The organism is Parasphingomonas zepuensis, from assembly GCF_036663735.1.
In the GTDB taxonomy this organism is placed as follows: Bacteria; Pseudomonadota; Alphaproteobacteria; order Sphingomonadales; family Sphingomonadaceae; genus Sphingomonas.
This window is the reverse complement of record NZ_JAXOJO010000004.1, coordinates 563,633-589,242: the sequence shown is the minus strand read 5'-3', so window position 1 is coordinate 589,242 and position 25,610 is coordinate 563,633. Positions and strand designations below refer to the sequence as shown.

Here is a 25,610-nt window from a genome sequence, read left to right as displayed (position 1 = left end):
GATTCCAACATGGCCACAAAGCATATCACCGACGACAGCTTCCACAGCGACGTCATCAGCTCCGACAAGCCAGTGCTCGTCGATTTCTGGGCGGAGTGGTGCGGCCCGTGCAAGATGATCGGCCCGAGCCTGGAGGAAATCTCCGAGGAACTGGGCGAGCAGGTGACGATCGCCAAGCTGAACATCGACGACAACCCCGATGCGCCCGGCCGCTATGGCGTGCGCGGCATCCCGACGATGATCCTGTTCAAGAACGGGGCCCCGGCCGCGACCAAGGTCGGCGCCGAGCCAAAGGGACGGATCAAGGCATGGCTTGAGGGCGAGCTCGCCTGAGCCAGCCACGCTGCGTTGAGAAAGGGGCCGTGCGGCATATGCCGCGCGGCCCTTTTCATTTTCCGGCGCGGGCCAGTCCCGGCCGTGGCGATGTGCAGATATCGAGCGCCGCGTCGTCATGAACGCCTTGTGGCAGGCGCAGCGTTACGGTTGAATCAGGCCCCATGTGTTGAAAATGTCATGCTGGTCGCTGACATTTTCGCGTTGGTGGGATTCAAAACTAAGTATCTGTTTTATATAATTAATTAATGTGCAGCCGCACAGCAGTGGCTGCGCGGCCGCTTGTCCGTCAGCGATAATAATCATGGCGTTCGGCGCCGTCGAAAGCGGCCTCCCTGCAGGCAGCAGGCTCGGAAATCTCCTCCCGGACCCACAGGGGCAGGGATCGTTTCGGCCGAGTTTTTCGATCAGTTCGATATCGCCGTGCACGAAGCGCAAGCCCCGCTTCACGTTGGTCTCGGACGGATATCCCTTACGCCGCTTCGAGCTGACCTCGAAAGCAGGGCAGGTCGGCGAGTTGGTCGATGCGGTGCATGACGGCCTCCTGTCATAACGTCGCCAGAGCGCGACGGCGGCCCGATGCGTCGGAACCGGCGCAGCGTCAAGTCAGGTTAGCGGGATCATGACCTGACTGGCATAGCCGGCGCGCGCCTGGAGGCCATCATACCAGTCCGCCAGATTGGGCAGATCGGGTCGCTCGATCGGCAGGGCGAACCAGCTATGGACATAGACGCCCATGGGCACGTCCCCGATTCCGAAACTGTCGCCCGAGAGCCAGGGGCTCTGTGCGAGATGTGCGTCGAGGATCGCCATTTTCGAGGCGCAGGCAGCGACCGAGCGCTCGATCGCTGCCGAATCCCGCTGCTCTTCCGGGCGGCGCACCAGGTTGATGAAGGCATCACGCTGCGCTTCGGCATAGTCGATCTGCCAATCCATCCAGCGATCGGCCATTGCCCGCGCCGCCGGGCTGGCCGGCCAGAAGCGTTCGGGCGCATGGCGCGCCGCGAGGTAGCGCAGGATCGCATTGGATTCCCACAGCGTGACCTCGCCATCCTCGATCGTCGGGATCATGGCGTTCGGGTTCTTCGCCAGATAGTCGGCATCCATGCCGAACGGACCGCCGATGTCGTGCCGGACATAGGCAAGGCCCGCTTCCTCGGCGAACCACGCGACTTTCTTCACATTGTGCGAGTTGAGCCGGCCCCAGATCGTCAACATCATGGTCTGCCCTTAGAAAAGCACCTTCCCCGGCGAAGGCCGGGGTCCAGTTGGAGAGGTCGTGGTAACGGAGCGCAGCGCTCAACCATGATCGTTTCCCCACTGGACCCCGGCCTTCGCCGGGGAAGAGTCGAGGTTCAGCTCCGGTAATCCGCGTTGATCGCGATGTAGCCGTGAGTCAGGTCGCAGGTCCAAACCGTCGCACGGCCCTCGCCGAGGCCGAGATCGACGCCGATATCGACCTCGCTGCCTTTCAGATGCGCCGCCACCGGCGTTTCGTCATAGCCGCTCACCGCCAGCCCGTCGCGGGCCACCTGGGTTTCGCCGAAGCGGATCGCGAGCTTGTCGCGCTCGGCCGGTTCGCCCGCCTTGCCGACTGCCATGACGACGCGGCCCCAATTGGCATCCTCTCCGGCGATCGCCGTCTTCACCAGCGGGGAATTGGCGATCGACATGGCGATCACGCGGGCGCTGCGGTCGCTCTCGGCGCCGGTCACCTCGACGGTGATGAATTTCGATGCGCCCTCGCCATCGCGCACAACGAGATGGGCGAGCTGCAGGCAGAGATCCGACAGCGCAGCGCGAAAGGCGTCGGTGCCGGGATCGTCCGAGGTTGCGAGGGGTTCGTTGCCGGCCGCGCCCGTTGCAAAAGCAAGCACGGTATCGCTGGTCGAGGTGTCGCTATCGACCGTGATGCAGGAGAAGCTTTTCCCGTTCGCCTCGGCCAGCGCTGCCTGGAGGAACGCCGGATCGACCGCGGCGTCAGTGAAGATGAAGCCGAGCATCGTCGCCATGTCGGGCATGATCATGCCCGACCCCTTGATGATGCCGACCAGGCTAACCGTCCGGTCGCCGATCACCGCCCGCGTGACGGCTGCCTTGGCGAAGGTGTCGGTGGTCATGATCGTGGCGGCGGCGTCTTCCCAACTGCACGGCTCGGCGAGGAACGCGGCATCGATGCCCGCCTCGCTCTTGTCGATCGGCAGCGGCACGCCGATCACGCCGGTCGAGGCGACGAACACGTCGGACGGCTGGCAACCGATCCGCCCCGCGACCCGCGCGACCAGATTCTCGACTGCCTCGCGCCCCCGGTCTCCCGTGAAGGCGTTGGAGTTGCCGGCATTGACCACAAGGGCACGCGCCTGACCGAGGACCAGCGCCTTGCGACACCATTCGACCTCGGGCGAGGGGCAACGGCTCTGCGTCGTCACGCCGGCCACCGTCGTGCCCGGATCGAGCGTGACGAAGGTCAGGTCGCACCGATCCCAGGTCTTGTAGCGCGCGCGCGCGATGCGCGGCGTGACACCGGCGATCGCCGGCAGGGCAGGGAAGGCTTCGGGGGCGAGCGGAGAGCGGGTGTCGGACATGGCGCCCTCATAGAGCCAGCGGCCAGCCACGCAAATGCGATCCTTGTCAGGAAATGTTGTCGATGGTGGGCATGCGCGCAACACGATAAGAAAGGTTTCGGGCCAGATATCGACCCAGAGATTTACGAGGTTGGGGATAGCGTGAAGCACAGGATCAGCAAGATCGCGCTGGGTTTGTCGGCGCTGGCCTCCACCAGCGCCGCCATCGCGCAAAGCAAGGAAATCGGGCCGGTAGTCACCGGAAATCCTGGCGAGTGGTTCAGCGACAAAAACTATCCGCCTGAAGCAATTCGGGTCGGTGCGCAGGGGCGAGTGATTGCCCGGCTCACCATCGACGAGCATGGCACGCCATCCGAATGCTATATCGCGGTCAGTAGCGGCAATGCGGCACTCGATAGCATGACGTGCAGCATTGCGATGTTGCGCGGACGCTTCAAGCCGGGACGCGACGAACAGGGACGCCCTCAGGTTTCCACCTATATTCTGCCCGTAAGCTGGCGTCTTCCGAAAGAGGTGCCGACAACAAATCTCAGCGATGGCCGGACTTCACTGTACGACCAGCAATTCCAGCTCGCGGTCGACGACACGGGGGCGGTGAAGAGCTGCGTTGTTATCAGGAACGAGATAGTCGCCAAAGATGCTCAGGTCGATCCTTGCCGGGACTTTCCGCCCGGCAGGCGCCCGTTCGGCAGTCCGGTCAAAAATGGAAAAGCCACTACGGCAACGGTAACGGTGACTACCAATGCCTATATGGATGCCAACTGAAAGCGGGCTCATGATCATCGGCGAGGGCAAAAGCGTAACGATCGCCGTGGTTCTGACGGCGTTCGTGCTGTTCCTGTTGCTGGTCGTCGTCATCGTGATGGGCATCGAGGATTATGGCCCGAAGATCTGGACGGCACTCGGCGGCCGCGTGGTGCCGCCGCCGGACCGATCGCTGGCGGGCGCCAGGCCGACGCTCCTCGGCAATCCCGGCGTGCTGTTCAGTGGCGATGCCTATCCAGCGGATGCCATCCGGGCCGGCGAGCAGGGGCGGACATTGGCCCTGCTGCATATCGATGCCACGGGATCGCCGGAGGGCTGCGACATCAGCGTGAGCAGCGGATCGACCAGCCTGGACAGGAAGGCCTGTGCGCTTCTGATGAAGGGAGCAAGATTTCATCCGGCGCGTGATGCGAATGGCGTTGCCGTTGCGGGTGACTATTCCGTTCCGGTGCGATGGGTTCTGCCGGAAAGCGAATAGTATCTGGCCGGCAGCAATAGCTGGACGCCCGGATCGCGACTCACTACATCGCACCCCGCAATGGAACTGCTGTTAATCCTATCCGCACTGCTGAGTGCGCTGACCGGCGCCATGTCGGGGGCCCATGCGCCTGAGGTCCGGCTGCATCAGTCAGTGATGGAAGCACGGTCCGCGCAGGCAGGGACCGAGGCCGCAAAGCAGGTCTCTTTCCAGCGGGTCGTTCAGGGGTTGCCAACCCTCACTGCGATCGCGGCGTTCAAGCCCACGACCATTTTCGCATTGCCGGCGCTCACGCCGGCCTATGCCGAGCGCCGTCGCGAATAGCGCGATCGTCTGATCCGGTTGCGGCCGGCTCCCTTTGCACTTCATTTTCCGCGCCCCGGCACCAGCCGGCGGGCGTGCCTTCACAGATCGGGAATTCTCCATGCTCGGCGGCTTTGCCAAATCCCTGTTCGGCTCTTCGAACGATCGTTACGTCAAATCGCTCGGTGCGATCGTCTCCAAGATCGGGGCCTTCGAGCCGACCATCTCGGCGATGACCGACGCCGAGCTTTCCAATCAGACGGTGATATTCCGCGAGCGGCTCGCCAACGGGATCAAGCTCGACGACCTGCTGCCGGAGGCCTTCGCCACGGTGCGCGAGGCCGCAAAGCGGACGCTGGGGCAGCGGCATTACGATGTGCAGATGGTCGGCGGCATCGTGCTCCACCGCGGCGAGATTGCCGAGATGCGCACCGGCGAGGGCAAGACACTGGTCGCGACGCTCGCGGTGTATCTCAACGCCCTTCCCGGGACTGGCGTGCATGTCATCACGGTCAACGACTATCTCGCCGAGCGTGACGCAGGCTGGATGAGCCAGGTCTATAGCTTCCTCGGCCTGACCACCGGCGTGATCATCCCGAACCTGAGCGACCAGCAGCGCCGTGACGCCTATGCCGCCGATATCACATACGGCACGAACAACGAGTTCGGCTTCGACTATCTGCGCGACAACATGAAATACGACCGCGCCTCGATGGTGCAGCGCCCGTTCGCCATGGCGATCGTCGATGAGGTGGATTCAGTCCTGATCGACGAGGCGCGTACGCCGCTGATCATCTCGGGCCCGACCGACGACAAATCCGACCTGTATCGCAGCGTCGATCTGGTCGTGAAGGAACTTGACCCGATCGATTACGAGAAGGACGAAAAGCAGAAATCGATCATCCTGACCGAAGACGGCACCGAGAAGGTCGAGCGCATGCTCGAAACGGCCGGGTTGCTCGAGGGCGCGAACCTCTATGATTTCGAGAATACCCAGGTCGTCCATCATCTGAACCAGGCGCTTCGCGCCAACATGATGTTCAAGCTCGACACCGATTACATCGTGAAGGACGGCAAGGTCATCATCATCGACGAGTTCACCGGCCGCATGATGGACGGTCGACGCTGGTCGGACGGCCTGCACCAGGCAGTCGAGGCCAAGGAGGGCGTTCAGATCGAGCCCGAGAACCAGACCATGGCCTCGATCACCTTCCAGAATTATTTCCGCATGTATCCCAAGCTCGCGGGCATGACCGGCACCGCCGCGACCGAAGCGGCCGAATTCTACGATATCTACAAGATGAATGTCGTCACCATCCCGACCAACGTGCCGGTGCAGCGCGTCGACGAGGAGGACGAATTCTACAAGGACACCGCGGACAAGTTCCAGGCGATCGCCAAGAAGATCAAGCATCATGCCGAGCTCGGCCAGCCAGTGCTGGTCGGCACGGTCTCGATCGAAAAGTCCGAACTGTTGTCCGACTTCCTGGTCAAGGAAGGCGTGAAGCACGAGGTGCTCAATGCGCGCCAGCATGAGCGCGAGGCGCATATCGTGGCGCAGGCCGGTCGCAAGAGCGTCGTCACCATCGCGACCAACATGGCCGGCCGCGGCACCGACATTCAGCTGGGCGGCAATTTCGAATTCCGCGTCAACGACGAACTGTCCGATGTGCCGGAAGGACCCGAGCGCGAGGCCGCGATCGCGCGGATCAAGGAAGAGATCGCGGCGGAGAAGGCCGAGGTGCTCGCCGCCGGCGGGCTGTTCGTGCTTGGCACGGAACGCCATGAGAGCCGTCGGATCGACAACCAGCTGCGCGGCCGTTCGGGCCGCCAGGGCGATCCGGGTCTCAGCCGCTTCTATCTCAGCCTCGACGACGATCTGCTGCGAATCTTCGGCCCGGACACGCTGTTCGCGCGCATGATGCGATCGAACATCGGCGATGGTGAGGCGATCGGATCGAAATGGCTCTCCAAGGCGATCGAGACCGCGCAGAAGAAGGTCGAGGCGCGCAATTACGACATCCGCAAGCAGGTCGTCGAATATGATGACGTGATGAACGATCAGCGCAAGGTGATCTACGAGCAGCGCGCCGACATCATGGATGCCGACACGGTCGGCGATGTCGTGCAGGACATGCGCACCGAGCTGGTCAACTCGATCGTCGGCGAGGCGTGCCCGCCCAATTCCTATCCCGAGCAATGGGATGTGGAGGGCATGCGCACGAAGCTGGCCGAGATGCTCGCGCTTGAACCGCCGATCGACGACTGGCTGAAGGAAGAAGCGATCGACCCGGAAGTGGTCGAGGAGCGCGTGCGCGAGGCCGCCGATACGATGGTCGCCGAAAAGGCCGCGATGCTCGAGCCGGAGCAGTGGATCCAGGTCGAGAAGTCGATCCTGCTGCAGAATCTCGACCATCACTGGAAGGAGCATCTGGCGACGCTCGACGCGCTGCGCCAGGTCGTCCATCTGCGTGCTTATGCGCAGAAGACGCCGATCAACGAATATAAGCAGGAAGCCTTTTCGCTGTTCGAGCGCATGCTCGGCAATATCCGCGAGGACGTGACCAAGACGATCGCCCATGCCGAGTTCCAGCTGCAGGAAGCGCCGCCGCTGCCGGACCTGCCGGACTTCATCACGACGCATTTCGACCCGTTCAGCGGTGAAGACGACAGCGCCGATTTCGATGCCGGCACGCGCGGCCTGCTGACCACAACGCTGCCGCCGTTATCGATTCCCCGGCCCGATGCGGACGATATCGGCGAGGATCCGGCAGAGTGGGAAGGCAAGGTGAGCCGCAATTCCCCGTGCCCCTGCGGTTCGGGGCGCAAATACAAGCATTGCCACGGGGCAGTGTGAAAAAAGGCTCCCCCGCCGCTGCGGGGGAGCCTTTTCCTTATTTGGGCGCCACGATCGAGGGGCCGAGGTTGTTCATCACCTCGCGTGCGTCGAACGCGCGGACATTATCGCGCGGCTTGGGACCGCGGCCGAGCACGATCTCGGCATTGGCCTCATATTTGTCGACCGTGTTGATATCCACGCTGCGATCCCAGAACGGATCGCCCATGAACGGGTCCCAGCTGCGCCAGCCGAAACCGCGGCCGCGATAACGCCAGCTCGGGCCCCAATAGCCATAGGCTCCGGCACCAAAGCCACCCCCGCCGAACGCACCCGGCGTGGTGTAGGTGCGCGTACGCAGATCGGTATCGCGATCGGCCAGGATGAAATAATCATAGCCATGCTGAACGGTCAGCTCAGCCGCGCGATAGAGCAGATAGCGTTCAACCGTGTCTCGCGAGGTGTAGCTGTTGCCGGCGAAGCTCACCATGTAGCGGTTGGCTTCGATCATGCGGTCGCTGTAGCCGGCGCGCGCAAAGCCCGTGCCCGTTGCCGGCCGATAGGCAGTTTCAGTGGCGCAACCAGCGGTCATCAGGGTTGCGGCACCCAGGGCAGCGATGATCGCGGCCCGCGAGTTTATCGTTTTCATCTCATCCTCCAGCACGTCCCGATGCGACAAAGCGTGCTACATCGGCCGTCAGATGTGGAACGTTCGACCGGGCGCAAGTGTCCGTCCCGAAACGTAAGTATGATCACGGAGCCTCGTCCGAGACCTGAACCTGAACCGGCGCGCTGCTCTGCGTTGCGGTACCCGGCGCGATCACGAGGTAGCGTCGGGGGCCTTCGCTCTGTGCCTGCACTATCTGCCGGATCGGGCCAACCGCGTTGACGATCGCCGACCCGGCCGGATTGGTGGTGAACGTGGCCAATGGCTGGAGCGCTCCGGTTCCGTCCGCTGACTCCGAAAGCGCGAGGACGTAGGGCTGGCGGGGCTGCAAGCCCGTCACCGCCGCCTGCAACACCTGGGTCAGGCCCTGATCGAACAGGGACACGCTGGTCGGCGCGTTCCCGCCGGCCCCAGGCGCTGCCAGAGCCAGATGGGCCGTCTGGCCGGCAATACCGAGCTGTTGCAGCCCCGCGGTCCCATCGGCGTCGGGCACTGCGTTCGGGACATAGGCTAGCGCCTGGGGTGCCTGACCGATCGGGACGGTAGCGATCACCTTGTTCGCCTGCGTGTCGATCACCGCAAGGGCATCGGCGTTTTCAAGTCCGACATAGACACGCTTGCCATCGCCCGACGGCCAGATGCCATGCGGCAGCTTGCCGACGGGGATGGTCGCGACCTTGGTGAAATCGTCTGTCCTGAACACCTGCACCTGATTGAGGCCGCCGACCGTGACGTAAGCGAACTGGCCCTTCGCGTTGCGCACGAAATTGACGTGATTGGTGATCGGCCCGGTGTCGATCGTCCTGAGCACCGCGAAGGGCGGGCTGGCCTGGAACGCCATTGCTTTGCCGACATCCTTGAGCGTGATCCAGACCTGCTTGCCGTCGGGTGAGGCCGCGATGTTCGGGCAGAACGGGCTTGGCTGCGGCACCCGGGCGACGATCTTGTGATCGGCAACCGTCACCACGGCGATCTCGGGATTGAAGGATGAGCAGACATAACCATAGCGGCCGTCGGGCGAGAAGATCGTCATGCCCGGACCCGCGGCCGTGACGATCCGGCCCGTTTCCTCGAAAGTCGCAGCGTCGATAACCGACACATAATTCTCACCGCGCACGGTGACCCAGACTTCCTTGCCGTCGGGCGTGAAAAAGGCCTCGTGCGGGGAGCGCCCCACATAGGTCACGTGTTTCACGGCATTGGTCGCGGTATCGATGAAGCTGACGGAATTGGAGCCGATCGAGACTACTGCCAGGGTGCGATGGTCGGGCGAGAAGCCGAGGCCGTGCACCAGCACCTGCCCCCGATAGAGTGGGCTCATATTCGCCGGTTGGGGATCGCCGAGCCGAATGACCCCGAGCAGCCTGTTGTCCACCGGATCCGTGACCGAGACGGTGTTGGAGAATTGCTCGGCCGCATAGACGCGGTCGCGGTGGCTGATCGGAATCGCCGGAGCGCTGGCCGGCCCCGGCGCCTGATCGGCCAAGGCTGGAGTAGCGCCGACGACGCAGCAGGAGAGCAGGGCGGCGAGGATCGCTGGACGCTTCACTTCATCACCCCCATGGGTTGGGGGGTGGTTGGGGCAGGCGCAGACGGAGGCAGGGGCTGACCCATGGCGAGACGCATCGCTGCGATCTCCTGCTGCTGCTCGACGATGATTTCCTGGGCGATGCGCTTCAATTGATCGTTCTTGCCGTAACGCAATTGCGCCATCGCCATGTCGATCGCGCCCTGATGATGCGGAATCATCATCGCCACGAAATCCGCGTCCACATCACCGCTCGGGGCATTGTGCATCGCCGCCATCATGCGATCCATCGCGACCTCATTCTCGGCCTGGAACGCGGCCTGCGGCGTGGTGTCAGGAGGCGGCGCTGCGGCCGCCAGGAACAGAGAGCCACAGATCGCGGCGTAGCGAACGGCCCTGTCGTAGGGGAGGCTCATCGATGTTCTCCAGTGGTAATCTTATGGGACCGGGCCGACCCGGGACTGCGATCTGTGCCATCTGACTGGGCCGGAAAGGTCGGGCGGTCACCACGCACCAAAGTATGAGCCGCGAAAAATCCAGACGCGGTCGATACAACACTTAGCTGTTGAGCTAAGTTATGAGTCGTGATACTTAGCCATATGGAACAGTATCCCGAACAGCTGAATGGCCTTTTCCATGCTCTGGCCGATCCGACGCGACGCGCGGTCGTTGGGCGGCTGGGCAGGGGGAGCGCAAGCATCAGCGAACTGGCGCGGCCTTTCGACATGGCGTTGCCGTCCTTCATGAAACACATTCGCCTGCTCGAGGAGAGCGGGCTGATCCGGACGCGCAAGCAAGGGCGCGTCAGGACCTGCACCATCGAGACGGCGCCATTCGCTGCCCTCGATAGCTGGCTCTCCGAACAGCGCAGGCTATGGGAGGAGCGTACCGACCGGCTCGAGCAATTTGTCACCAACATGGAGAAACCGGCATGAATCCCGACCTCGACCTGGCGATATCGCGCATCATCAAGGCCCCGCGGGCCGTCATCTGGGACGCCTGGACCGATCCCGCGAAGTTCGCCCAATGGTGGATACCGGCGCCGACCCTGTGCAAGGTGGTGGCGATGGACGTGCGGCCGGGCGGCGCTCTGACCACCCTGATGAGCGACGACGGCCGCGACTTCGTGCCGCATATCGACGCCTGTTTCCTGGCGGTGGATCCAATGGAGCGTATCGTCTTCACCAATTGCCTGCTCGGCGGCTGGCGACCGGCCGAACGCGGCTTCATGAGCGCGGTCATCACCTTCAGGGACCATCCCGAAGGCACTGAATATAGCGCCCATGCGATGCACAAGAACCCGGCCGACCGGGAAACGCACGAGGCGATGGGCTTTTACGACGGCTGGGGCACCGTCACGGCGCAGCTTGCCGGGCTCGTCGAGCCGCGGGCGTAGCGATGCGGGACTGAAAACGAGGAGCGGGCGGTGGCCCACTCCTCGCGATCATAATTCAGAAGCGGATGTTCAGCCCGGCGCGGCCGCCGCCGCCCTTATAGGCCTTGCTGTAATCGCCGCTTGCCTCGATGAAGCCGCTCACGCGGCCAGCCGAGACGATGTTCACGCCGATCACGCCGTGCGCATAGGTTCCGATCCGATCATTGCGGAAAGCGAGTGACTGTCCGCTGTTGAGGAAGCTTGGCCCGTCGCGTCCCTTGAACTCACGAACCGCGCTGCCGCTGGCATAGAGGCTGGTGCGGGTCGTGCCGGAGGTCAGTTCGGTGCCGAGCCGGAGGCCGGCGGTGCCGCGAAGCCCTTCGGTCCGGCCGAAATCGATCGTGGTCGGATCGTAGCTGAGGGACCCGAGATCGGTACGGACATATTCGACCGAGGCATTCGGCTCGAGGAAGAAGCCGCTGCCGCCGAAACGGAAGCCCGCCTCGGCCTTGCCGCCATAGCCATCGCCGTCGAACTTCCGGCGCGGCCCCACGTTCGTGAACACGGCGCTGCCCCAATAATGTTCGTACTTCGCCAGCAGGTTCACGAAGACCGGACCGGCGTTCAGGCTGGCATAGACGCCCCCGTTTGCCGCATCGAAATCGAACCGGTCGGCATTGCCGCTGAAAGTCACGGTCGAATTCGCATAGCCGCCGGTGATGCCGAACACGACGCCCTGGCTGCCGCTGACGCCGCCAAAGTCATAGCCAATCTGCCCGCCAAAGAAATCCTGGCGATTGTCCGTGACCACATTCTGCGCCTGACCGAAGACGCTCACGTCCTGGCGCGAGCGGCTCTTGTTGAACGAACCGAACATCTGGCCCCAAAGGGCTGATCCGCGGCGCGATTCGTCCGTCGCGGTGCCGGCCCCGGCGTCGCGCACATCGCGCATATGGCCCGACCACGCATCGTTGGTGCGGTAGAAGATCTGCCGCGCTCCTTCGCTTGCCTTGACGAATTCATAGGCCTGGTTGCTGGGCGTTCCGTACAGGGCGTAATTGGCGCCCGCAGCGTCGTAGGCCAGCTGATAGCTGACCAGGCCCGCGACCGGAACGCCGCCACCGAGCGAGAATGCCGTCGGCGAACTGCCGGCGCCGGCATCCACCAGCACCAGATTGTTCACCAGCACGCCCGGATTGGCGACCAGCTGATTGGCCAGGATCGTGGTGTTGCCGGTGGCCGCGCCGCCAATCACGAGCCGGTCGGTCGTCGAACCGGCGGTCGCGATCGACACATCGAGCGCCAGCGTCGAGTTGCCTGAGCCGCTGAAGCTGCCGGGCAGGGTAAGCGTATCGCCGGTATGGCCGTTGCGCAGATCGATGCGACCGCTGTTGGCGAAGCTTTCCAAGCCGGTGAGCGTGACGTCGCCCGCCGTTGTCGCCAGCCGACGGACCGCGAAGACACCGGTGTTGACGAAGCCGTCGTTGCCCGCGCCGAAATTGCTGTTCGCGGTGGCGTTGAAGATGCCGTTGTTGACCAGGCGATCGGCGTTGTCCGTCAGATCGACATAGCCGTTCACCGTTCCGGTCGAAGCGATCGTCACCAGCGCCGATGCGCCGTCGACGTCGATCGCGGGACCGGCGGCGCTTGATACGGCGTCGCCGATCGTGATCGTCGCCCCCGTGCCCGAGGTGACGTCGATTCCCGCAACGCGACCCGAAACCGGTGCGCCGACCAAGGTCGAGACGGTGACAGTGCAAGCGCTGGAAGCGAGGATCGCGGTGCCTTGCGCCGAGGTCACCGGCCCGGTGGCGGTGATATTGATCGCGCTGCAGCCTGGGCTGGTTGCGACGATACCATCCGATCCTGGGCCCGTGACGATGACGGGGCCAGCGACGATCGTCTGATTGCCGGTGGTGGTGGTCACGACAATGCCGTCGGAATTGGATCCGCTGGTCGTTACCGGGCCGTTGGTGGTGGTAACCATGACAGGTCCGGCGCCGCCATCGAGGATGACCCCGGGCGAATTGTCGCCCGTGGTCGTAACGGGACCGGTCACGACCGTGATCGGGCCGTTGCCGCTCACATCCACGCCGGGCGAATTATCTCCGCCGGTGGTCACGGGGCCAGTGGTCACGTCGATTGGATCGTCGCCGCCATCCACCTCCACACCGGGAGAGTTGTCGCCGTCGGTATCGATCGGGCCGGTCACCGCGGTAATGCCGCAGGAACCTGGGCCGAGGATCAGGCACAGCGTCGGATCGGTGGTGATGCCCAGGCCGGTGGCGTTATCGCCGCTGGTCGAGATCAGGCCGATGTTCGCGAGGATATTGGCTGGCGCGTTGATCAGGACGCCGGCTGAACCGTCGCCCTGAGTCCGGACCTGATTGGCGGCAAGATCCACGTCGCAAGCGCCGCTGCCGAGCAGCACGCAGGCAGTTGGATCACCGGCGATGTCGATGCCGGTGGCGTTGTCGCCGCTCGTTTCGAGGATGCCGATGCGGCCGGTCGTCGGGCCGGCCACGCGGGCGAGTACGCCGGTCGCGCCGTCACCCGAAGTGGTGAGCTGGCCGACGTTGAACGAGGTGCCGCAATTTCCCGCACCGAGCAGGATACAGGCGTCCGGATCGGAAGCCAGATCCAGGCCGATGGCGTCGTTTCCGTTGGTGGTCAGCACATTCACGCTGCCGGTGATGTTGCCGGCAGCGCGGACCAGTGCGCCAGGGGCATCGTCGCCCTGCGTGGTGAGCGATCCCACGGTGAAGCTCTGGTCGCAGGCGCCAGCGCCCAAGGTCGCGCAAACCACCGGATCGGCCGACAGATTCAATCCGGCGGCTTCGTCGCCATTGGTTTGAAGCACATCGACGTTGATGGTCGTGACGCCGGTAGCGCCGGAGACCAGCGCGCCGATGCCGCCAAAGCCATTGGTGGTGATCCGATCGGCCGCAGCCGTCACGTCGCACCCGCCGGCGCCGAGCAGTACGCAGGCGGCGGGATCGGTGGCGATATCCAGGCCGATGGCGCGCGAGCCCTGGGTCTGCAGCACGCCGACATTGACGTTCACATCGCCTGCCGCGCGTACCAACGCCGCGGTCGACAGATCGCCACTGGTATCGATCAGATTGCCGTTGAGGTTCACCGGGCCGTCGAGCGAGACGAGTTGCACGCCATTGGAATTATCGCCGCTGGTCCGGATGATATTGCTGTGCACCGTGACGCTGCTGCCCTGGATATCCAGCCCGGGCGCATTGTCGCCGGTGGTCGTGACGAGATCGTCGACGGTGAAGATCACATCGTCCGCTGCCCGCAGGATCGCGCCGGTGGCGCCATTGCCTGCGGTGGAGATCGCGGTGATCCGTGCGGTGATGGCGCCGGCCGAATTGACCGTCAGGCCGGGTTCGTCGACCGTATCGACAACTGCGGAGCCGACTGCGTCGATCGTCACGTCGGCGGCCGCGCCCAGCGTCGTCAGATTGACGGTACGCGGCGATTGGAACCCATCTCCCAGGACGACCGTTACGGGACCGAGGATCGGTGGCAGGTTCAGAACGGGGATGGCCGGATCGGCCGGGGCTCCCCCGCCGGCACAGATAATGTCTACGCCGACAATAGGGAGGCAGGTTGTCTGTGCCTGCAGCGGGGTCGCGACAGAAATTCCGGCGCTTCCGATTACTATTGGTACGATTGCTCTGCAGATTGCATTGAGGCTCGTGCCGCTTTTTGCTTTCCTTGCATCCATCCTGGCATCACCCTTTTAAGGATCCGCCCCCGTAACGACTTTAGTTGTCGTTTTACCCATTATCCGTTTCTAGCCCCAATTCTCGGTATAACAAGAAATCGCGCGAGAAAAGGGTTCATGGATTGATCCATTTTAAGGTCGGTCGTCGCCGCCCGCTGCGCCGCGCCGCTACATGGTTACAGCGGTAAGAGGTGCGCGCGGGCTTGCAATCGTCGCGCAACGCCACGGCGACACGGTTGCGCATGGCAAATTTTTCCTACGCGCTTAAGCTGTCTCAAGACGGAGACGATCTCGCCAACCTCAATGTGGCCGATCCCAGGCTGTTCAGAGATGGCGCGACCTCGCCGTTCTTCGCGCGACTGCGGCGCGAGGCACCGGTGCATTATTGTCCGGAAAGTGTCTTTGGTCCCTATTGGTCGGTGACCCGCTACGCGGATATTCAGGCGATCGAACTCGATACCGTTCGATTTTCGTCCGACCACCGCCTGGGCGGCATTGCCCTTGCTGGCGAGCCCGAGGACAGATTCAATTTTCCGATGTTCATTGCCCTGGATCCGCCGGAGCACGGGATCAAACGCAAGACCGTCGCGCCGATGTTCACGCGCTCGCATGTCGCCCGGCTCGGCGATCGGATCCGCGCCAATTCGGCGCAGTTGCTCGATGCCCTGCCGATCGGAGAGACCTTCGATTGGGTCGAGCGCGTTTCGAGCCCGCTCACCGCAATGACGCTCGCGATCCTGTTCGATTTCCCGATGGCCGAAATTGCGAAGCTCACGCATTGGTCGCGAATCATTACGGCCATTCCGGGCGGGCCCGTCGTCGCTTCCGAGGATGCGAAGATGGCCGAGATGAACCTGTGCTTCGCGCGATTCGCCGAACTCTGGCAGGATAAGGTCGGCGCTCCCCCCGCACCCGATCTGTTGTGGAGCCTCGCCAACGACCCGGAGAACCGGCATCTCAACCAGGCGGAATTCTGCGGCCTGATCAGTCTTATGCTCGTGGCCGCCACGGACACCACGCGAAACACGATCTCCGGCAGCATATTCGCGCTCGATCGGCACCCCGATCAATATCGCCTGCTTTGCGAGGATCACGCCCATATTCGCGGGATGATGGCGGAGACGCTGCGCTGGCACAGCCCGGTCGCGCATATGCGCCGCACTGCGACCTGCGACCTGGAACTTGGCGGCCAGCAGATTCGCCGGGGCGACAAGCTGGCCCTGTGGTATATTTCGGGCAATCACGACGAAGCTGCGTTTTCCGGAGCCGATGCCTATGACATCACGCGCGAAGACGCGCGACGACATCTCTCGTTCGGGCATGGCATCCATCGCTGCGTCGGCGCGCCGCTCGCGGAACTGCAGATGACCATCTTGTGGGAAGAGATACTGAAGCGCTTTCCGCAGATCGAGGTCTGCGCGGAGCCGGTTCGCTCCTTTTCCGTATTCATGCACGGCTTCGAGGCGCTCTACGCCCGGATTCCCCATCGCCTCTAGGCCCGTGGCCGCTCCGGATGTGCGGGGCCTCAATATGATTCAGTGCGTGGCCTCGTCGACGATCCACCCGTGCAGATTGCGCGTCATGCGAACGCCGCACTTCAGGCAGGAACTTCGCCAATCGATTCCATCATGGCGCGCGCCACGACGATCCGGCTTATGCCGGCCCATGATGCAAGCGATACGGCCCATGAGTTGCATAGCGTGACACCTCGCGAATGGGTGCTCCCGGCCATCCTCGAACGCTTAATACAAGACTTGTTTGGCCCGCCATATACGCATTGATATCATGAAGAATTTTTCACAATCAATTAGCGTCGCACAAAGGCGCATGGCGGGAGCCGGACTGTCCCGAATTCAACGAGGGAGTCAGCGCGCCGTGCGCGCCACCATCCGCGATCACCGGCGGTGCGGCCTCGGCCGAATTATGAAACTGGCTCCCCGGGCCGGATTCGAACCAGCGACCATTCGATTAACAGTCGAACGCTCTACCACTGAGCTACCGGGGAATGCCGGGTTTCCTGCAGGGCCCAGCCCCGCGAGAGGCGCGCCTATAGCAGCGGGATTTGACGCATTGCAAGGCTTCAGGCGATGAATTGTTCCATGGTGATGCGATCGTCGAGTGCGTGCTCCGGATCGAACAGCAGGGTCAGTTCGCGCGAGCGGTCGATGACGATGTCGACCTTCGCCACTTCGCGGATTTCGCGCTGGTCGGCGACCGCGCTGACCGGGCGCTTGGCAGGCTCGAGCACGCGCAGCGAAATGCGCGTCTTGTCGGGCAGGATCGCGCCGCGCCAGCGCCGCGGCCGGAACGGGCTGATCGGGGTCAGGGCCAACATCGCCGAGCCGAGCGGCAGAATCGGGCCCTGGGCAGACAGGTTATAGGCAGTCGAACCCGCTGGCGTGGCGACCAGGATTCCGTCGCAGGCGAGTTCCTCGATCACGACCCGCTCGTTGACCGTTACCTCGAGCTTTGCGGTCTGGCGCGTTTCACGGAGCAGCGAGACTTCGTTGATGGCCGGCAGCTTGTAGACTTCGCCGCTCGCCGTCTCCGCGGTCATGCTGAGCGGGATGACCTTGAACTCCTTGGTGCGCGACAGGCGCTCCTCGAGCCCGTGGCGGCGCCACTCGTTCATCAGGAAGCCGACGGTGCCGAGATTCATGCCGAACACCGGCACGACCGGCTTGCGCCGTTCCAGCATGGCATGGAGCGTCTGGAGCATGAAGCCGTCACCGCCGAGCGCGACGATCATCTCCGCATCCTCGACCGGAACCCAATCATAGGCGTCGGCGAGTTCCGCCGCCGCCGCCTGCGCGGGCGGGGTCGGGGACGCGACCAGCGCTCGCCGGACGGTCATCGCCTCAGTCTCATCCGCCGGTAACGCTCATATGACGCGAGACGGCGGGCGCGGCGGCGGCGATATCGAAATCGTGCCGGGCCGGCTTGCTGGCCATCGCACGCTCGAACGCTGCATCGAGCGCCGCCACGCCGCCCTCGCGCAACGCGGTCTTCAGGTCGACCTGATCGTCATGGCCGAGGCACGTGTAGAGCACGCCCTCGGTCGTCAGGCGAACGCGGTTGCAGGTGTCGCAGAAATTCGCGGTCAGCGGTGAGATCAGTCCCAGCCGGGTGCCGGTGCCCTCGACTTGCCAATACCGCGCGGGGCCGCCGCTTCGATAGGCGTCGCGCACCAGGGGAAAGCGACCGGCAAGATCATCGAAGACCCGCGTTAGCGGCAAGAACCGATCGGTGCGGTCCTCGTCGATGGCGCCGAGCGGCATCGTTTCGATCAGCGACAGATCGAGGCCCTCGTCGATGCACCAGTCCAGCATGGACGCGATTTCCGTATCGTTCAGCCCCTTCAGCGCGACCATGTTGATCTTCACGGCGAGGCCCGCGTCCCGCGCGGCAAGAATACCGCCGATCACCCGGTCCACATCGCCGTGTCGGGTAATATAGCGGAAAGTGGCGGGATCGCGGCTGTCCAGGCTGACATTGACGCGGCGCATGCCGGCGGCGACCATCGCATCGGCATGTTCGGCGAGCCGGTTGCCGTTGGTGGTCATGGTGAGCTCGTCGAGACCATGGCCGACATGGCGACCGAGCCGCCGGACCAGATCGGCGACATCGCGCCGCACCAGCGGCTCGCCGCCGGTCAGCCGGATCTTGGTGATGCCGCGAGCGACGAAACGCTCGGCGATGAGCGCGATCTCTTCGAGGCTGAGCAGGGCAGCGCGGGGCAGGAAGGTCATCTGCTCGGCCATGCAATAGCGGCAGCGCAGGTCGCAGCGATCCGTCACCGATATCCGAAGATAACTGATCGTGCGTCCGTGGCGGTCGATCAGGGCGGGAGCGGGGACCATGTTGTGGAGCTAAGCTTTCATGCGGTCGCTAACAACCCCGCTCGGAATTTCGTCGGGTATAGCTGCCTTTTGTCCGATTGTGGGAAGAGGGCCCGTCGGAGCCTTGTTCTTCGCCATCAAAACGCGGAAAGGGGGAAACAGTCGTAGACCTCCAGTCGCTTTCGGCTCGGCAATTCGGACGAGGAGCGTGAGGGCACATCGTGGCAACAGCCGACAGTCATGGCCCATCGCCTTTGTTCCTACTGTCCTTCCGGCAGCGCGACGATCTCGCCGACCTGGCCGTAGGTGCTGGTTGGAAGGTCGTGGCGGCGCGGCGGGCGGCAGGGGCGGAACGGCGCTTCCTGAGCAGCGGGGCAGCGGTGGCGGTAATCGACGCGCGCGGGGCGCTGAAAGAGGGCAGGGAAGCCGCGTCGGCGATCGGGGGCGCGATCGCGGCCAATGGCGGTGCATTGCTGGTGCTGGTCTCGCGCGGCGATACTATTGCGATCGGCGATTTCTACGATGCGGGAGCCACCCATTTTCTGGCGAGCCCGTTCGGCGACAGCGAGTTCCTCCAGGCGTTGCGCTATGCAGCGCGCCATGCAGAGCGAATGGCGGGCGACTGGCGAGCGTCCGGACCGGCCGAGCCGCTCGGCTGGCGGCTCGAGGTGGCGACGCGGGCCCTGTTGCTGACGCCTGCGCTGGCCCGGCTGCTGGACATTGACGAGCATCCGCGCCCGGTGGCCTTGTGGCAGCTGATCGACCCGACCGAGCGCCGCACCGCGATGGCAGCAATCCGGCGCTTGTCGCGGGCGCGCCGGGCCGCTGCCTTTGCGCATGATCTGCCGGGGCTCGGCCGGATGGTGCAGCATCTGCACTATGACGCGACTGCGGGCCATATCGATTCGCTGGTCGAACCATTGGGCGCCGCGCCCGAGCCAGCGGCCGTGCTGCGCGACGCGCTGATCGGAATGCGCGATGCCGGCAGCGCGCGACGCTGGATCGACCGTCGGCTGGCCGACCCGGAAGAACGGCCGCTTTCGGCGATGCTGGTCGCCCTCAACCGGTTCGACATGGTCAATGCCGCTTATGGCCGCGCGGCAGGGGATGCACTGCTCCGCGCCGCGTTCAAGCGGATCGAGGAGGCCGCCGGCACCGCGATCGTTGCCCGGCTTGGCGGATCCGAATTCCTGGTCGCGATCGAGGATGGGGGAGCCCGGGTGGACCTTGTCGCCGAACGGATCGCGATGGACCTGGCGCGGCCCTTCGTCACCGGGGAGACGACCGCGGTGTTGGGCTGTCGAATCGGCATCGCCGGGCGGGAGCCGGGCGATACCGTCTCCACCCTGCTTCGCCGTGCCAGCGAGGCATTGGCCGATGCGCGCGCATCCGACAGCGCCACCGTGCGCGTCGCGGCCGGAGAGGGGAGCGGGGAATCGATCAACGCGCTCGCGGTCGAACTGCGCCATGCCATGGAGCGCGGCGAGATCGACATCCTCTTCCAGCCACAGGTATCCGTTGCGACCGGCGTGATCGTCGGTGTCGAAGCGCTCGCCCGCTGGGATCACAAGGATCTCGGCACGATCGGCGCGGAAACGTTGTTTGCCGCAGCGGCGCGCGCCGATATCGAGATCGCGCTGTCGGACCATATCCAGCGGATCGTGCTCGAGCGCGCTGCGGCCTGGCCCCCCTCGCTGTGCGGTTTGAGGCTGTCGCTCAACGTGACGGCCGGCGATATCGGACGATCGGGTTTTGCCGAGCTGTTCCTCGAACGGGTCGATGCAAGCGGCTTCCCGCGGAACCGCCTGACCGTGGAGATCGTCGAGAACGGGCTGATCGAGAATCTCGCCACTGCGGCGGCGCTGCTCGCTTCGCTGCGCCGGGTGGGGGTGCGTGTCGCGGTCGACGATTTCGGGACCGGCTATTCGAGCCTTGCCTATCTCAAATCGCTCCCGCTCGATTATCTGAAGATCGACAAAAGGCTCGCGCAGGACATCACCGGAACGGTGCGCGACCGGGTGGTGGTGCGCGGCGTCATCGACATGGCGCGCTCGCTTGGCCTCATCGTGATCGCCGAAGGCGTGGAAACGAAGGAACAGCTCGACCTGCTGGCCAGAGAAGGCTGCCAAATCTATCAGGGCTATCTGTGTTCGGAACCGATTTCGGGAGCGGCGCTCGCGAAGCTCGTGGAGGCGATGGCATGAGACTGATTGCCGGTGTGGTCACCATGGCGCTGGTTGCGCCAGCAGCCGCCGCATCCCGCGACGAGGCGCGCAGCGCGATCATGCGCGTGATGCGCGACAGCGCGGCGGGATGGAGTGCGGGCGAACTGGATCGCTTCATGGCGGTCTATGCGGAGGACGCCACCTTCGTGGTCAAGGATGGGGTGATCCGGGGCCGGGCCGCGATTGCCGCCCGCTACGCGCCGCGCTTCGCCGCCGAGGCAGCCGCGAAACGCGGGACGCTGAGCTTCGAGGAGATCGCCTTTCGGCCGACCGACCGGACTCACGCCTTGCTGATCGCGCGGTACCGACTGGCGTTCGACGGCAAGGCCGATCAGACCGGACCCACCACCTTGTTGTTCGAGAAGCGCCCGGGCGGGGGCTGGAAGATCGTCGCGGACCACAGCAGCTGAGCCATTCGGAGCGACCGGGACGTTTACGGATTCACGCCTTGCGTGCCGGGCAACGGCGCCAATATCCCGTATGGATCGTCCCCGGCGGCGCGTTTGACGGCATCGAGCAGCCAGTCGCGAAAAGCGCGAACCTTGGCCATGTTGCGCTTGTGCTCCGGATAGACCAGCCAGAAGGCGTTGCCATAGGTCGCCACATGCGGGAACGGCTGGACCAGCAGGCCCGCCTCGATTGCTGACTGGAACATTGGCGGACTGAGGATGGCAATGCCGTGGCCCGCAATGGCCGCATGCCCGTCGAGCACCTGCGATTCGAAGCGAATCCCGGTGCGGGCCACACCCTCCAGGTTTCCCACGGCCAGTGAATCGAACCAGAGGGCCCACCAGTCGTCGTCGGGCGACAGGCGGTCCGTCGATCGTAGATCGGCGGGGGTCTTCAGGGGATGGCGGGCCAGGAAGGCCGGACTGGCCAGCGGCGTTACCGGCATGCGCATCAGGAAGTGCGACACCAGCCCGGGCGACGGAGCCGGCATGCCGCGAATGCCGATGTCGAATTCGCTCGAACCGAGATCGACCATCCTGTCCGTCACGTCGAGGCGCACCGCCAGATCGGGATGAACGATGTGGAATTCGCCGAGCCGGGACGCGAGCCAGTTGGTGGCCAGGGTCCGCGGTGCCGTAATCGCCAGAACCGATTCGCTTTCGCTCCGCGCGATCGCGAAAGCCTCGCCGAGTGCAGTGAACGCGTCGGTGACTCGCGGCGCGATGCGGCGGCCAAGCTCGGTCAGGACCATGCCGCGGCCCTTTCGGACGAACAGCGGCGCCCCCAGCCGCTCCTCGAGCAGTTTCATCTGATAGCTCACGCCTGCCTGGGTCATCGCCAGCTCCTCCGCCGCGCGGCTGAAATTCTCGTGGCGCGATGCGGCTTCGAAAGCACGAACGGCGGACAGAGGCGGGATCGGAAGCATGATCGATATATAAGTTGAACTTGCAGGTTCGGTCCATCGCTTTGTTGGTGCCGCGGGCCATGTCGCGGCAAAAAGCGCCTGTCGATCATGACGAGCGAAGGATGTTCCCCATGTTGAAGCTATTGATCCCGGCGGTTCTCCTGTCCGCCATTCTTCCCGACGCAGCCGTCGCCCAGCAGCAGCGGCACGCCGATATTCGCGTGGCCTATCGCGACCTCAACCTCCAGAGCCCCGCGGGTTTGAAGGTGCTGGATCGCAGGATCAGGCGCGCGATCGAAGCCGTCTGCCCCGATTTCGCGGGCTCCACCGTGCCGCGTCGCCCGGAAGTTGCGCGGTGCCGGTCGGCAAAGCAGGCCGAGGTCGCCAGTCAGCGCGCAGCGGCGCTCGCCTATGCGGCACGGCCGCAAGTCGAACTGGCGGCGGTGCAGGCGGGTCGATGACGCCGCCGACCCTCATCATACAGACGGCGGTCCAGCGTTTCCGACGCTGGGCCATCGACCGGATTTGCAAGTAAGGCTGATAGATTGTCAGCTGTCCGAACTGGGCGGATCAGCGATACTCGACGAATCGAGATATGACGAGACAGCCGACCGGCATAGATTCGATCCAGCGAGATATGCGATATGTCGGCTGTTTCCGGCTGTTTTTCGGCGGAAATTTTTTCTGGCTGTTATGTTGGAAATCGAACCAGGATTTACGGCACGATTTCAATCTCCTGAGCTCATGCTGGCTGTTATCGATTAACAGCCAGGTAACAGCCAGCCACGGGCCGGAAACAGCCATCAAGTTCCTGTAATAATCAGCGTGAGAAAGAGCGGACGATGCCCGCGAGAGCACCGCACGCCATTGCTGCCATCATCGGCGGCGATGTTGAATCAAGGCATGTGGTGCGGCCCTACAGCGCTGGCGTGCCGGCGCAGATGTCCAGAAAGGCGCGAATGCCGGCGGTGATATATTTTTCCCGATGCAGCACCATGTAGAACCGCCTGCTCAAATCCAGATCGGGCACCCGCAGCTGGACGACGCGGCCTTGCGCAAGCGCGCCGCGCGCAGCCAGATGGGATACGCAACCAATCATCGAACTGACGGCGGCCGTTTCGAGAATGGCCTCGATCTGCTGCAACTCCATGCCGATCCGCCATCTGCTCCAATAGGGCCGCATGGCGTGATCGAGCGTCTGGCGCGTGCCTGATCCCCGTTCCCGAACGACCCAGCGCTGAGCCAGCAACGCGTCGATCGGGCAGGGATCGCACCCGGCCAGCGGATGCGCCGGGTTGCAGATCAGCACCAGTGCATCGTCGAGCCAGTCCGTCACGAGCAGATCGGGATGAGCGCATTCCCCCTCGACCAGCGCGACGTCCAGCGAGAAATCGGCGATGCGGTTCGCGATTTCGGCGGTGTTGTTGATGTCGAGCGTCAGATGCGCCCCGGGATATTGCCGGGAATAGGATTCGATCAGCAGCGGCGCCACGTGATTGCCGATGGTCTGGGTGGCGCCCAGCCTGAACGATCCCGGCCCCCTCCGGCCCGCCAGCAGCGCATCGATTTCCTCGGCGCGATCCAGGAGATCGCGTGCCGCGGGCAGAAGCGAACGGCCCGTCTCGTTTATTCTCAGGCGCTTGCCGGCACGATCGAACAAGGGGCGATCGTAGCGCCGCTCCAGTTCGAGCAGGGCGGCACTTGCCGCCGACTGCGACATGGCGAGCTCGACCGCCGCGGCCGAGATGTTGCCCTCGCGTGCGACGGCAGTGAAAATCTGGAGGTGTCGAAGGCTGAAGCGCATAACCTGTTTTATCGATGATCTTTACCTTTATTACCAGTTTTTTAAATTTCACGGCGTGGCTTAGGGCGATGGCTCACCTGGAGCATCGACATGGCAAGCCTGCGCACGGAACGCATTTTGAGCGTCAATCACTGGAGCGATCGGCTGTTCAGCTTCAGGACGACACGCGACCCCGCGTTCCGGTTCGAGAATGGCCATTTCGTCATGCTCGGCATCGATCTCGGCGGGAAGCCGCTGTTGCGCGCCTATAGTATCGCGAGCCCCAATCACGGCGACGAACTGGAATTCCTCAGCATCAAGGTCCCGGGTGGGCCGCTGACGTCGCAGCTCCAGAACATCGCGCCGGGCCAGGACCTGATCGTCAGCAACAAGCCGGTGGGGACGCTGGTCATGCGCGATCTCCGGCCGGGCAGGACGCTCTATCTGCTAGCGACCGGCACCGGGCTGGCGCCGTTCCTGAGCATCATCCAGGATCCGGAAACCTATGAGAAGTTCGAACGGGTCGTGATCGCGCATGGCGTCCGGACCACGCAGGAACTCGCTTATGCCGATTTCATCAGCAAGGATCTGCCGCGCGACCCCTATCTCGGCGAGGAGATTGCCGCGAAGCTGCTTTATTATCCTGCCGTGACGCGGGAGCCGTTCCGCACGATGGGCCGGCTGACCAGCCTGATGGCATCGGGCCAGATGACGGCCGATCTCGGTCTGCCGGATCTCGACCCGGCGCTCGACCGGGCGATGATCTGCGGCAGCGCCGCGATGCTGAGCGACATGTCGACCCTGCTCGACGAGCGCGGGTTCGAAGCATCGCCGGGCATCGGCGAGCCGGGCGACTATGTGATCGAACGCGCCTTCGCCGAACGATGAGCTGACCGCCGCGAAAGGCCCGCTGCGAGGGAGACCACCTCATGACTCATGTCGTCACCGATGCGTGCATCAAGTGCAAGTACATGGATTGTGTGGATATCTGCCCAGTCGAATGCTTTTACGAGGGCGCCAGCATGCTGGTGATCAACCCGAACGAGTGCATCGATTGCGCCCTCTGCGTCGCCGAATGCCCGGCCGACGCCATCAGATCCGACACCGAGGATGGGGCGGCCGAATGGCTTGAGCTGAACGCTGCATTCTCCGCGCAATGGCCGAATATCACGCAGCGGGGCGAGCCGCCGTCGGATGCCGACCTCTATCGAGGCGAGGCAGGCAAATACCGGTATTTCTCGCCGGAGCCGGGCGCGGGCGCGTGACCCCCGGGTGATTGCACGAAGCGCATGGCGACGCGGATTCGGCGCAGGCCGGAACGCCAAGCCTCGGATCGACGTTGGCGCCCCGGTGCGAACGAGGAGTGCATCCATGGAAACGCAGCAACTGCATCGCGGCCGGCTGATCGATCATATCCAGCTGGTGGTCGCCGACCTGCCCGCCAGCCGCCGCTTCTACGAGGCGGTGTTCGAGGTGCTGGACATCCCGATCGGCGGTGTGGCGGACGATTATTTCTGGGCGGACGAACTGTTCGTCTCGACCGCCGACAGCCAGGCGGCCGAGGGGCAGCTGACCGGGCGGCACCATGTGGCATTTCAGGCGCGGGACCGCGCGATGGTCGAGGCTTTCCATCAGGCCGGACTTGGAGCTGGCGGCCGGGACAATGGGGCGCCGGGTGAAAGACCGTATCATCCCGGCTATTTTGCCGCGTTCCTGCTCGATCCCGACGGGAACAATATCGAGGCGGTATTCCACGGCGAGGCTCAGCGGAGCGCCGATTCGGTGAGGATCACCTTTTAG

25 protein-coding genes and 1 tRNA gene are annotated in these 25,610 nt (G+C 64.1%); 14 read left to right on the top strand and 12 right to left on the bottom strand.

All coding sequences use genetic code 11. The features are described 5' to 3' along the window. Positions 1-9: 9 nt before the first annotated feature. Positions 10-333: a thioredoxin TrxA gene (gene trxA / locus U1769_RS17915; protein WP_332718698.1), complete on the top strand. Its 324-nt coding sequence runs from the start codon at positions 10-12 to the stop codon at positions 331-333. Positions 334-477: 144 nt separating this feature from the next. On the opposite strand, the gene U1769_RS17910 is transcribed toward trxA, so the two are convergent. The 3 genes from U1769_RS17910 to argJ all read right to left on the bottom strand — a co-directional run bounded on the left by U1769_RS17910 (position 478) and on the right by argJ (position 2,918). Next, positions 478-783: a YecA family protein gene (locus tag U1769_RS17910; protein ID WP_332718696.1), complete on the bottom strand. Its 306-nt coding sequence runs from the start codon at positions 781-783 to the stop codon at positions 478-480. A 156-nt stretch (positions 784-939) separates the two neighbouring features. Continuing rightward, positions 940-1,551, bottom strand: a complete 612-nt coding sequence (locus U1769_RS17905) for a glutathione S-transferase family protein (RefSeq protein WP_332718766.1) — start codon at positions 1,549-1,551, stop codon at positions 940-942. Between the two features lie 137 nt (positions 1,552-1,688). Further along, positions 1,689-2,918, bottom strand: coding sequence for a bifunctional glutamate N-acetyltransferase/amino-acid acetyltransferase ArgJ (gene argJ / locus U1769_RS17900; protein WP_332718763.1), 1,230 nt, complete (start codon positions 2,916-2,918; stop codon positions 1,689-1,691). Between the two features lie 141 nt (positions 2,919-3,059). Between argJ and U1769_RS17895 the strand changes: the two genes are divergently transcribed. The 4 genes from U1769_RS17895 to secA all read left to right on the top strand — a co-directional run bounded on the left by U1769_RS17895 (position 3,060) and on the right by secA (position 7,321). Next, positions 3,060-3,683 carry an energy transducer TonB gene (locus U1769_RS17895; RefSeq protein ID WP_332718694.1) on the top strand — a complete coding sequence of 208 codons (624 nt, stop codon included), beginning with the start codon at positions 3,060-3,062 and terminating at the stop codon, positions 3,681-3,683. A 10-nt stretch (positions 3,684-3,693) separates the two neighbouring features. Then, positions 3,694-4,161 (top strand): energy transducer TonB, encoded by a 468-nt coding sequence (locus tag U1769_RS17890; protein ID WP_332718692.1) that lies wholly within the window; start codon positions 3,694-3,696, stop codon positions 4,159-4,161. Positions 4,162-4,221: 60 nt separating this feature from the next. Next, on the top strand, positions 4,222-4,485 hold the full coding sequence (locus U1769_RS17885) for a hypothetical protein (protein ID WP_332718691.1): 264 nt from the start codon (positions 4,222-4,224) through the stop codon (positions 4,483-4,485). A gap of 100 nt (positions 4,486-4,585) precedes the next feature. Continuing rightward, positions 4,586-7,321, top strand: a complete 2,736-nt coding sequence (gene secA / locus U1769_RS17880; protein WP_332718689.1) for a preprotein translocase subunit SecA — start codon at positions 4,586-4,588, stop codon at positions 7,319-7,321. Positions 7,322-7,358: 37 nt separating this feature from the next. Here the strand turns inward: secA and U1769_RS17875 are convergent, their stop codons facing one another. The 3 genes from U1769_RS17875 to U1769_RS17865 all read right to left on the bottom strand — a co-directional run bounded on the left by U1769_RS17875 (position 7,359) and on the right by U1769_RS17865 (position 9,911). Next, a complete protein-coding gene (locus tag U1769_RS17875; protein ID WP_332718687.1) occupies positions 7,359-7,949 on the bottom strand; it encodes a CC0125/CC1285 family lipoprotein in 591 nt (196 codons plus the stop codon). A gap of 103 nt (positions 7,950-8,052) precedes the next feature. Next, positions 8,053-9,516: a YncE family protein gene (locus U1769_RS17870; RefSeq protein WP_332718685.1), complete on the bottom strand. Its 1,464-nt coding sequence runs from the start codon at positions 9,514-9,516 to the stop codon at positions 8,053-8,055. Beyond that, entirely contained in the window at positions 9,513-9,911 is a 399-nt protein-coding gene (locus tag U1769_RS17865) for a DUF305 domain-containing protein (RefSeq protein ID WP_332718683.1), read from the bottom strand. Before U1769_RS17865 ends, U1769_RS17870 begins: the two co-directional genes overlap by 4 nt. Positions 9,912-10,094: 183 nt before the next feature. On the opposite strand from U1769_RS17865, the gene U1769_RS17860 reads away from it, so the two are divergent. Further along, the gene (locus U1769_RS17860; RefSeq protein WP_332718680.1) at positions 10,095-10,430 is read left to right on the top strand and encodes an ArsR/SmtB family transcription factor; all 336 of its coding nucleotides are present in this window, start codon (positions 10,095-10,097) and stop codon (positions 10,428-10,430) included. Next, entirely contained in the window at positions 10,427-10,891 is a 465-nt protein-coding gene (locus tag U1769_RS17855) for an SRPBCC family protein (RefSeq protein ID WP_332718678.1), read from the top strand. Before U1769_RS17860 ends, U1769_RS17855 begins: the two co-directional genes overlap by 4 nt. Positions 10,892-10,946: 55 nt before the next feature. On the opposite strand, the gene U1769_RS17850 is transcribed toward U1769_RS17855, so the two are convergent. Then, positions 10,947-14,315 carry an autotransporter outer membrane beta-barrel domain-containing protein gene (locus U1769_RS17850; protein WP_332718676.1) on the bottom strand — a complete coding sequence of 1,123 codons (3,369 nt, stop codon included), beginning with the start codon at positions 14,313-14,315 and terminating at the stop codon, positions 10,947-10,949. Between the two features lie 536 nt (positions 14,316-14,851). Between U1769_RS17850 and U1769_RS17845 the strand changes: the two genes are divergently transcribed. Continuing rightward, positions 14,852-16,105, top strand: a complete 1,254-nt coding sequence (locus U1769_RS17845; RefSeq protein ID WP_332718674.1) for a cytochrome P450 — start codon at positions 14,852-14,854, stop codon at positions 16,103-16,105. A 434-nt stretch (positions 16,106-16,539) separates the two neighbouring features. Here the strand turns inward: U1769_RS17845 and U1769_RS17840 are convergent. The 3 genes from U1769_RS17840 to moaA all read right to left on the bottom strand — a co-directional run bounded on the left by U1769_RS17840 (position 16,540) and on the right by moaA (position 18,469). After that, a tRNA-Asn gene (locus tag U1769_RS17840) sits at positions 16,540-16,614 on the bottom strand. A 75-nt stretch (positions 16,615-16,689) separates the two neighbouring features. Then, positions 16,690-17,463, bottom strand: a complete 774-nt coding sequence (locus U1769_RS17835) for an NAD kinase (RefSeq protein ID WP_332718672.1) — start codon at positions 17,461-17,463, stop codon at positions 16,690-16,692. Between the two features lie 10 nt (positions 17,464-17,473). Beyond that, positions 17,474-18,469: a GTP 3',8-cyclase MoaA gene (gene moaA / locus U1769_RS17830; protein ID WP_332718670.1), complete on the bottom strand. Its 996-nt coding sequence runs from the start codon at positions 18,467-18,469 to the stop codon at positions 17,474-17,476. 200 nt (positions 18,470-18,669) lie between these two features. Here moaA and U1769_RS17825 point away from each other — a divergent pair, with 200 nt between their 5' ends. After that, positions 18,670-20,652 carry an EAL domain-containing protein gene (locus U1769_RS17825; protein WP_332718668.1) on the top strand — a complete coding sequence of 661 codons (1,983 nt, stop codon included), beginning with the start codon at positions 18,670-18,672 and terminating at the stop codon, positions 20,650-20,652. Beyond that, a complete protein-coding gene (locus tag U1769_RS17820; RefSeq protein WP_332718666.1) occupies positions 20,649-21,083 on the top strand; it encodes a YybH family protein in 435 nt (144 codons plus the stop codon). The genes U1769_RS17825 and U1769_RS17820 overlap by 4 nt, the downstream gene beginning before the upstream one ends. Before the next feature lie 23 nt (positions 21,084-21,106). Here the strand turns inward: U1769_RS17820 and U1769_RS17815 are convergent, their stop codons facing one another. Further along, complete coding sequence (locus tag U1769_RS17815) at positions 21,107-22,048, bottom strand: LysR substrate-binding domain-containing protein (RefSeq protein ID WP_332718664.1); 942 nt, start codon at positions 22,046-22,048, stop codon at positions 21,107-21,109. A gap of 14 nt (positions 22,049-22,062) precedes the next feature. On the opposite strand from U1769_RS17815, the gene U1769_RS17810 reads away from it, so the two are divergent. Beyond that, positions 22,063-22,488, top strand: a complete 426-nt coding sequence (locus tag U1769_RS17810) for a UrcA family protein (RefSeq protein WP_332718662.1) — start codon at positions 22,063-22,065, stop codon at positions 22,486-22,488. A gap of 455 nt (positions 22,489-22,943) precedes the next feature. Here the strand turns inward: U1769_RS17810 and U1769_RS17805 are convergent, their stop codons facing one another. After that, a complete protein-coding gene (locus U1769_RS17805) occupies positions 22,944-23,831 on the bottom strand; it encodes a LysR substrate-binding domain-containing protein (protein WP_332718660.1) in 888 nt (295 codons plus the stop codon). 90 nt (positions 23,832-23,921) lie between these two features. Between U1769_RS17805 and U1769_RS17800 the strand changes: the two genes are divergently transcribed. The 3 genes from U1769_RS17800 to U1769_RS17790 all read left to right on the top strand — a co-directional run bounded on the left by U1769_RS17800 (position 23,922) and on the right by U1769_RS17790 (position 25,610). After that, a complete protein-coding gene (locus U1769_RS17800; RefSeq protein ID WP_332718658.1) occupies positions 23,922-24,698 on the top strand; it encodes a ferredoxin--NADP reductase in 777 nt (258 codons plus the stop codon). Positions 24,699-24,739: 41 nt separating this feature from the next. After that, positions 24,740-25,075: a ferredoxin FdxA gene (gene fdxA / locus U1769_RS17795; protein ID WP_332718656.1), complete on the top strand. Its 336-nt coding sequence runs from the start codon at positions 24,740-24,742 to the stop codon at positions 25,073-25,075. A gap of 106 nt (positions 25,076-25,181) precedes the next feature. Beyond that, a complete protein-coding gene (locus tag U1769_RS17790; RefSeq protein ID WP_332718654.1) occupies positions 25,182-25,610 on the top strand; it encodes a VOC family protein in 429 nt (142 codons plus the stop codon).

Bases quoted from the DNA above. Each gene is read 5' to 3' on its own strand.
- trxA (WP_332718698.1), top strand. From the start codon at position 10: ATGGCCACAAAGCATATCACCGACGACAGCTTCCACAGCGACGTCATC.
- U1769_RS17905 (WP_332718766.1), bottom strand. From the start codon at position 1,551: ATGTTGACGATCTGGGGCCGGCTCAACTCGCACAATGTGAAGAAAGTC.
- argJ (WP_332718763.1), bottom strand. From the start codon at position 2,918: ATGTCCGACACCCGCTCTCCGCTCGCCCCCGAAGCCTTCCCTGCCCTG.
- U1769_RS17890 (WP_332718692.1), top strand. From the start codon at position 3,694: ATGATCATCGGCGAGGGCAAAAGCGTAACGATCGCCGTGGTTCTGACG.
- U1769_RS17885 (WP_332718691.1), top strand. From the start codon at position 4,222: ATGGAACTGCTGTTAATCCTATCCGCACTGCTGAGTGCGCTGACCGGC.
- secA (WP_332718689.1), top strand. From the start codon at position 4,586: ATGCTCGGCGGCTTTGCCAAATCCCTGTTCGGCTCTTCGAACGATCGT.
- U1769_RS17875 (WP_332718687.1), bottom strand. From the start codon at position 7,949: ATGAAAACGATAAACTCGCGGGCCGCGATCATCGCTGCCCTGGGTGCC.
- U1769_RS17865 (WP_332718683.1), bottom strand. From the start codon at position 9,911: ATGAGCCTCCCCTACGACAGGGCCGTTCGCTACGCCGCGATCTGTGGC.
- U1769_RS17860 (WP_332718680.1), top strand. From the start codon at position 10,095: ATGGAACAGTATCCCGAACAGCTGAATGGCCTTTTCCATGCTCTGGCC.
- U1769_RS17855 (WP_332718678.1), top strand. From the start codon at position 10,427: ATGAATCCCGACCTCGACCTGGCGATATCGCGCATCATCAAGGCCCCG.
- U1769_RS17845 (WP_332718674.1), top strand. From the start codon at position 14,852: ATGGCAAATTTTTCCTACGCGCTTAAGCTGTCTCAAGACGGAGACGAT.
- U1769_RS17835 (WP_332718672.1), bottom strand. From the start codon at position 17,463: ATGACCGTCCGGCGAGCGCTGGTCGCGTCCCCGACCCCGCCCGCGCAG.
- moaA (WP_332718670.1), bottom strand. From the start codon at position 18,469: ATGGTCCCCGCTCCCGCCCTGATCGACCGCCACGGACGCACGATCAGT.
- U1769_RS17820 (WP_332718666.1), top strand. From the start codon at position 20,649: ATGAGACTGATTGCCGGTGTGGTCACCATGGCGCTGGTTGCGCCAGCA.
- U1769_RS17815 (WP_332718664.1), bottom strand. From the start codon at position 22,048: ATGCTTCCGATCCCGCCTCTGTCCGCCGTTCGTGCTTTCGAAGCCGCA.
- U1769_RS17805 (WP_332718660.1), bottom strand. From the start codon at position 23,831: ATGCGCTTCAGCCTTCGACACCTCCAGATTTTCACTGCCGTCGCACGC.
- U1769_RS17800 (WP_332718658.1), top strand. From the start codon at position 23,922: ATGGCAAGCCTGCGCACGGAACGCATTTTGAGCGTCAATCACTGGAGC.
- fdxA (WP_332718656.1), top strand. From the start codon at position 24,740: ATGACTCATGTCGTCACCGATGCGTGCATCAAGTGCAAGTACATGGAT.
- U1769_RS17790 (WP_332718654.1), top strand. From the start codon at position 25,182: ATGGAAACGCAGCAACTGCATCGCGGCCGGCTGATCGATCATATCCAG.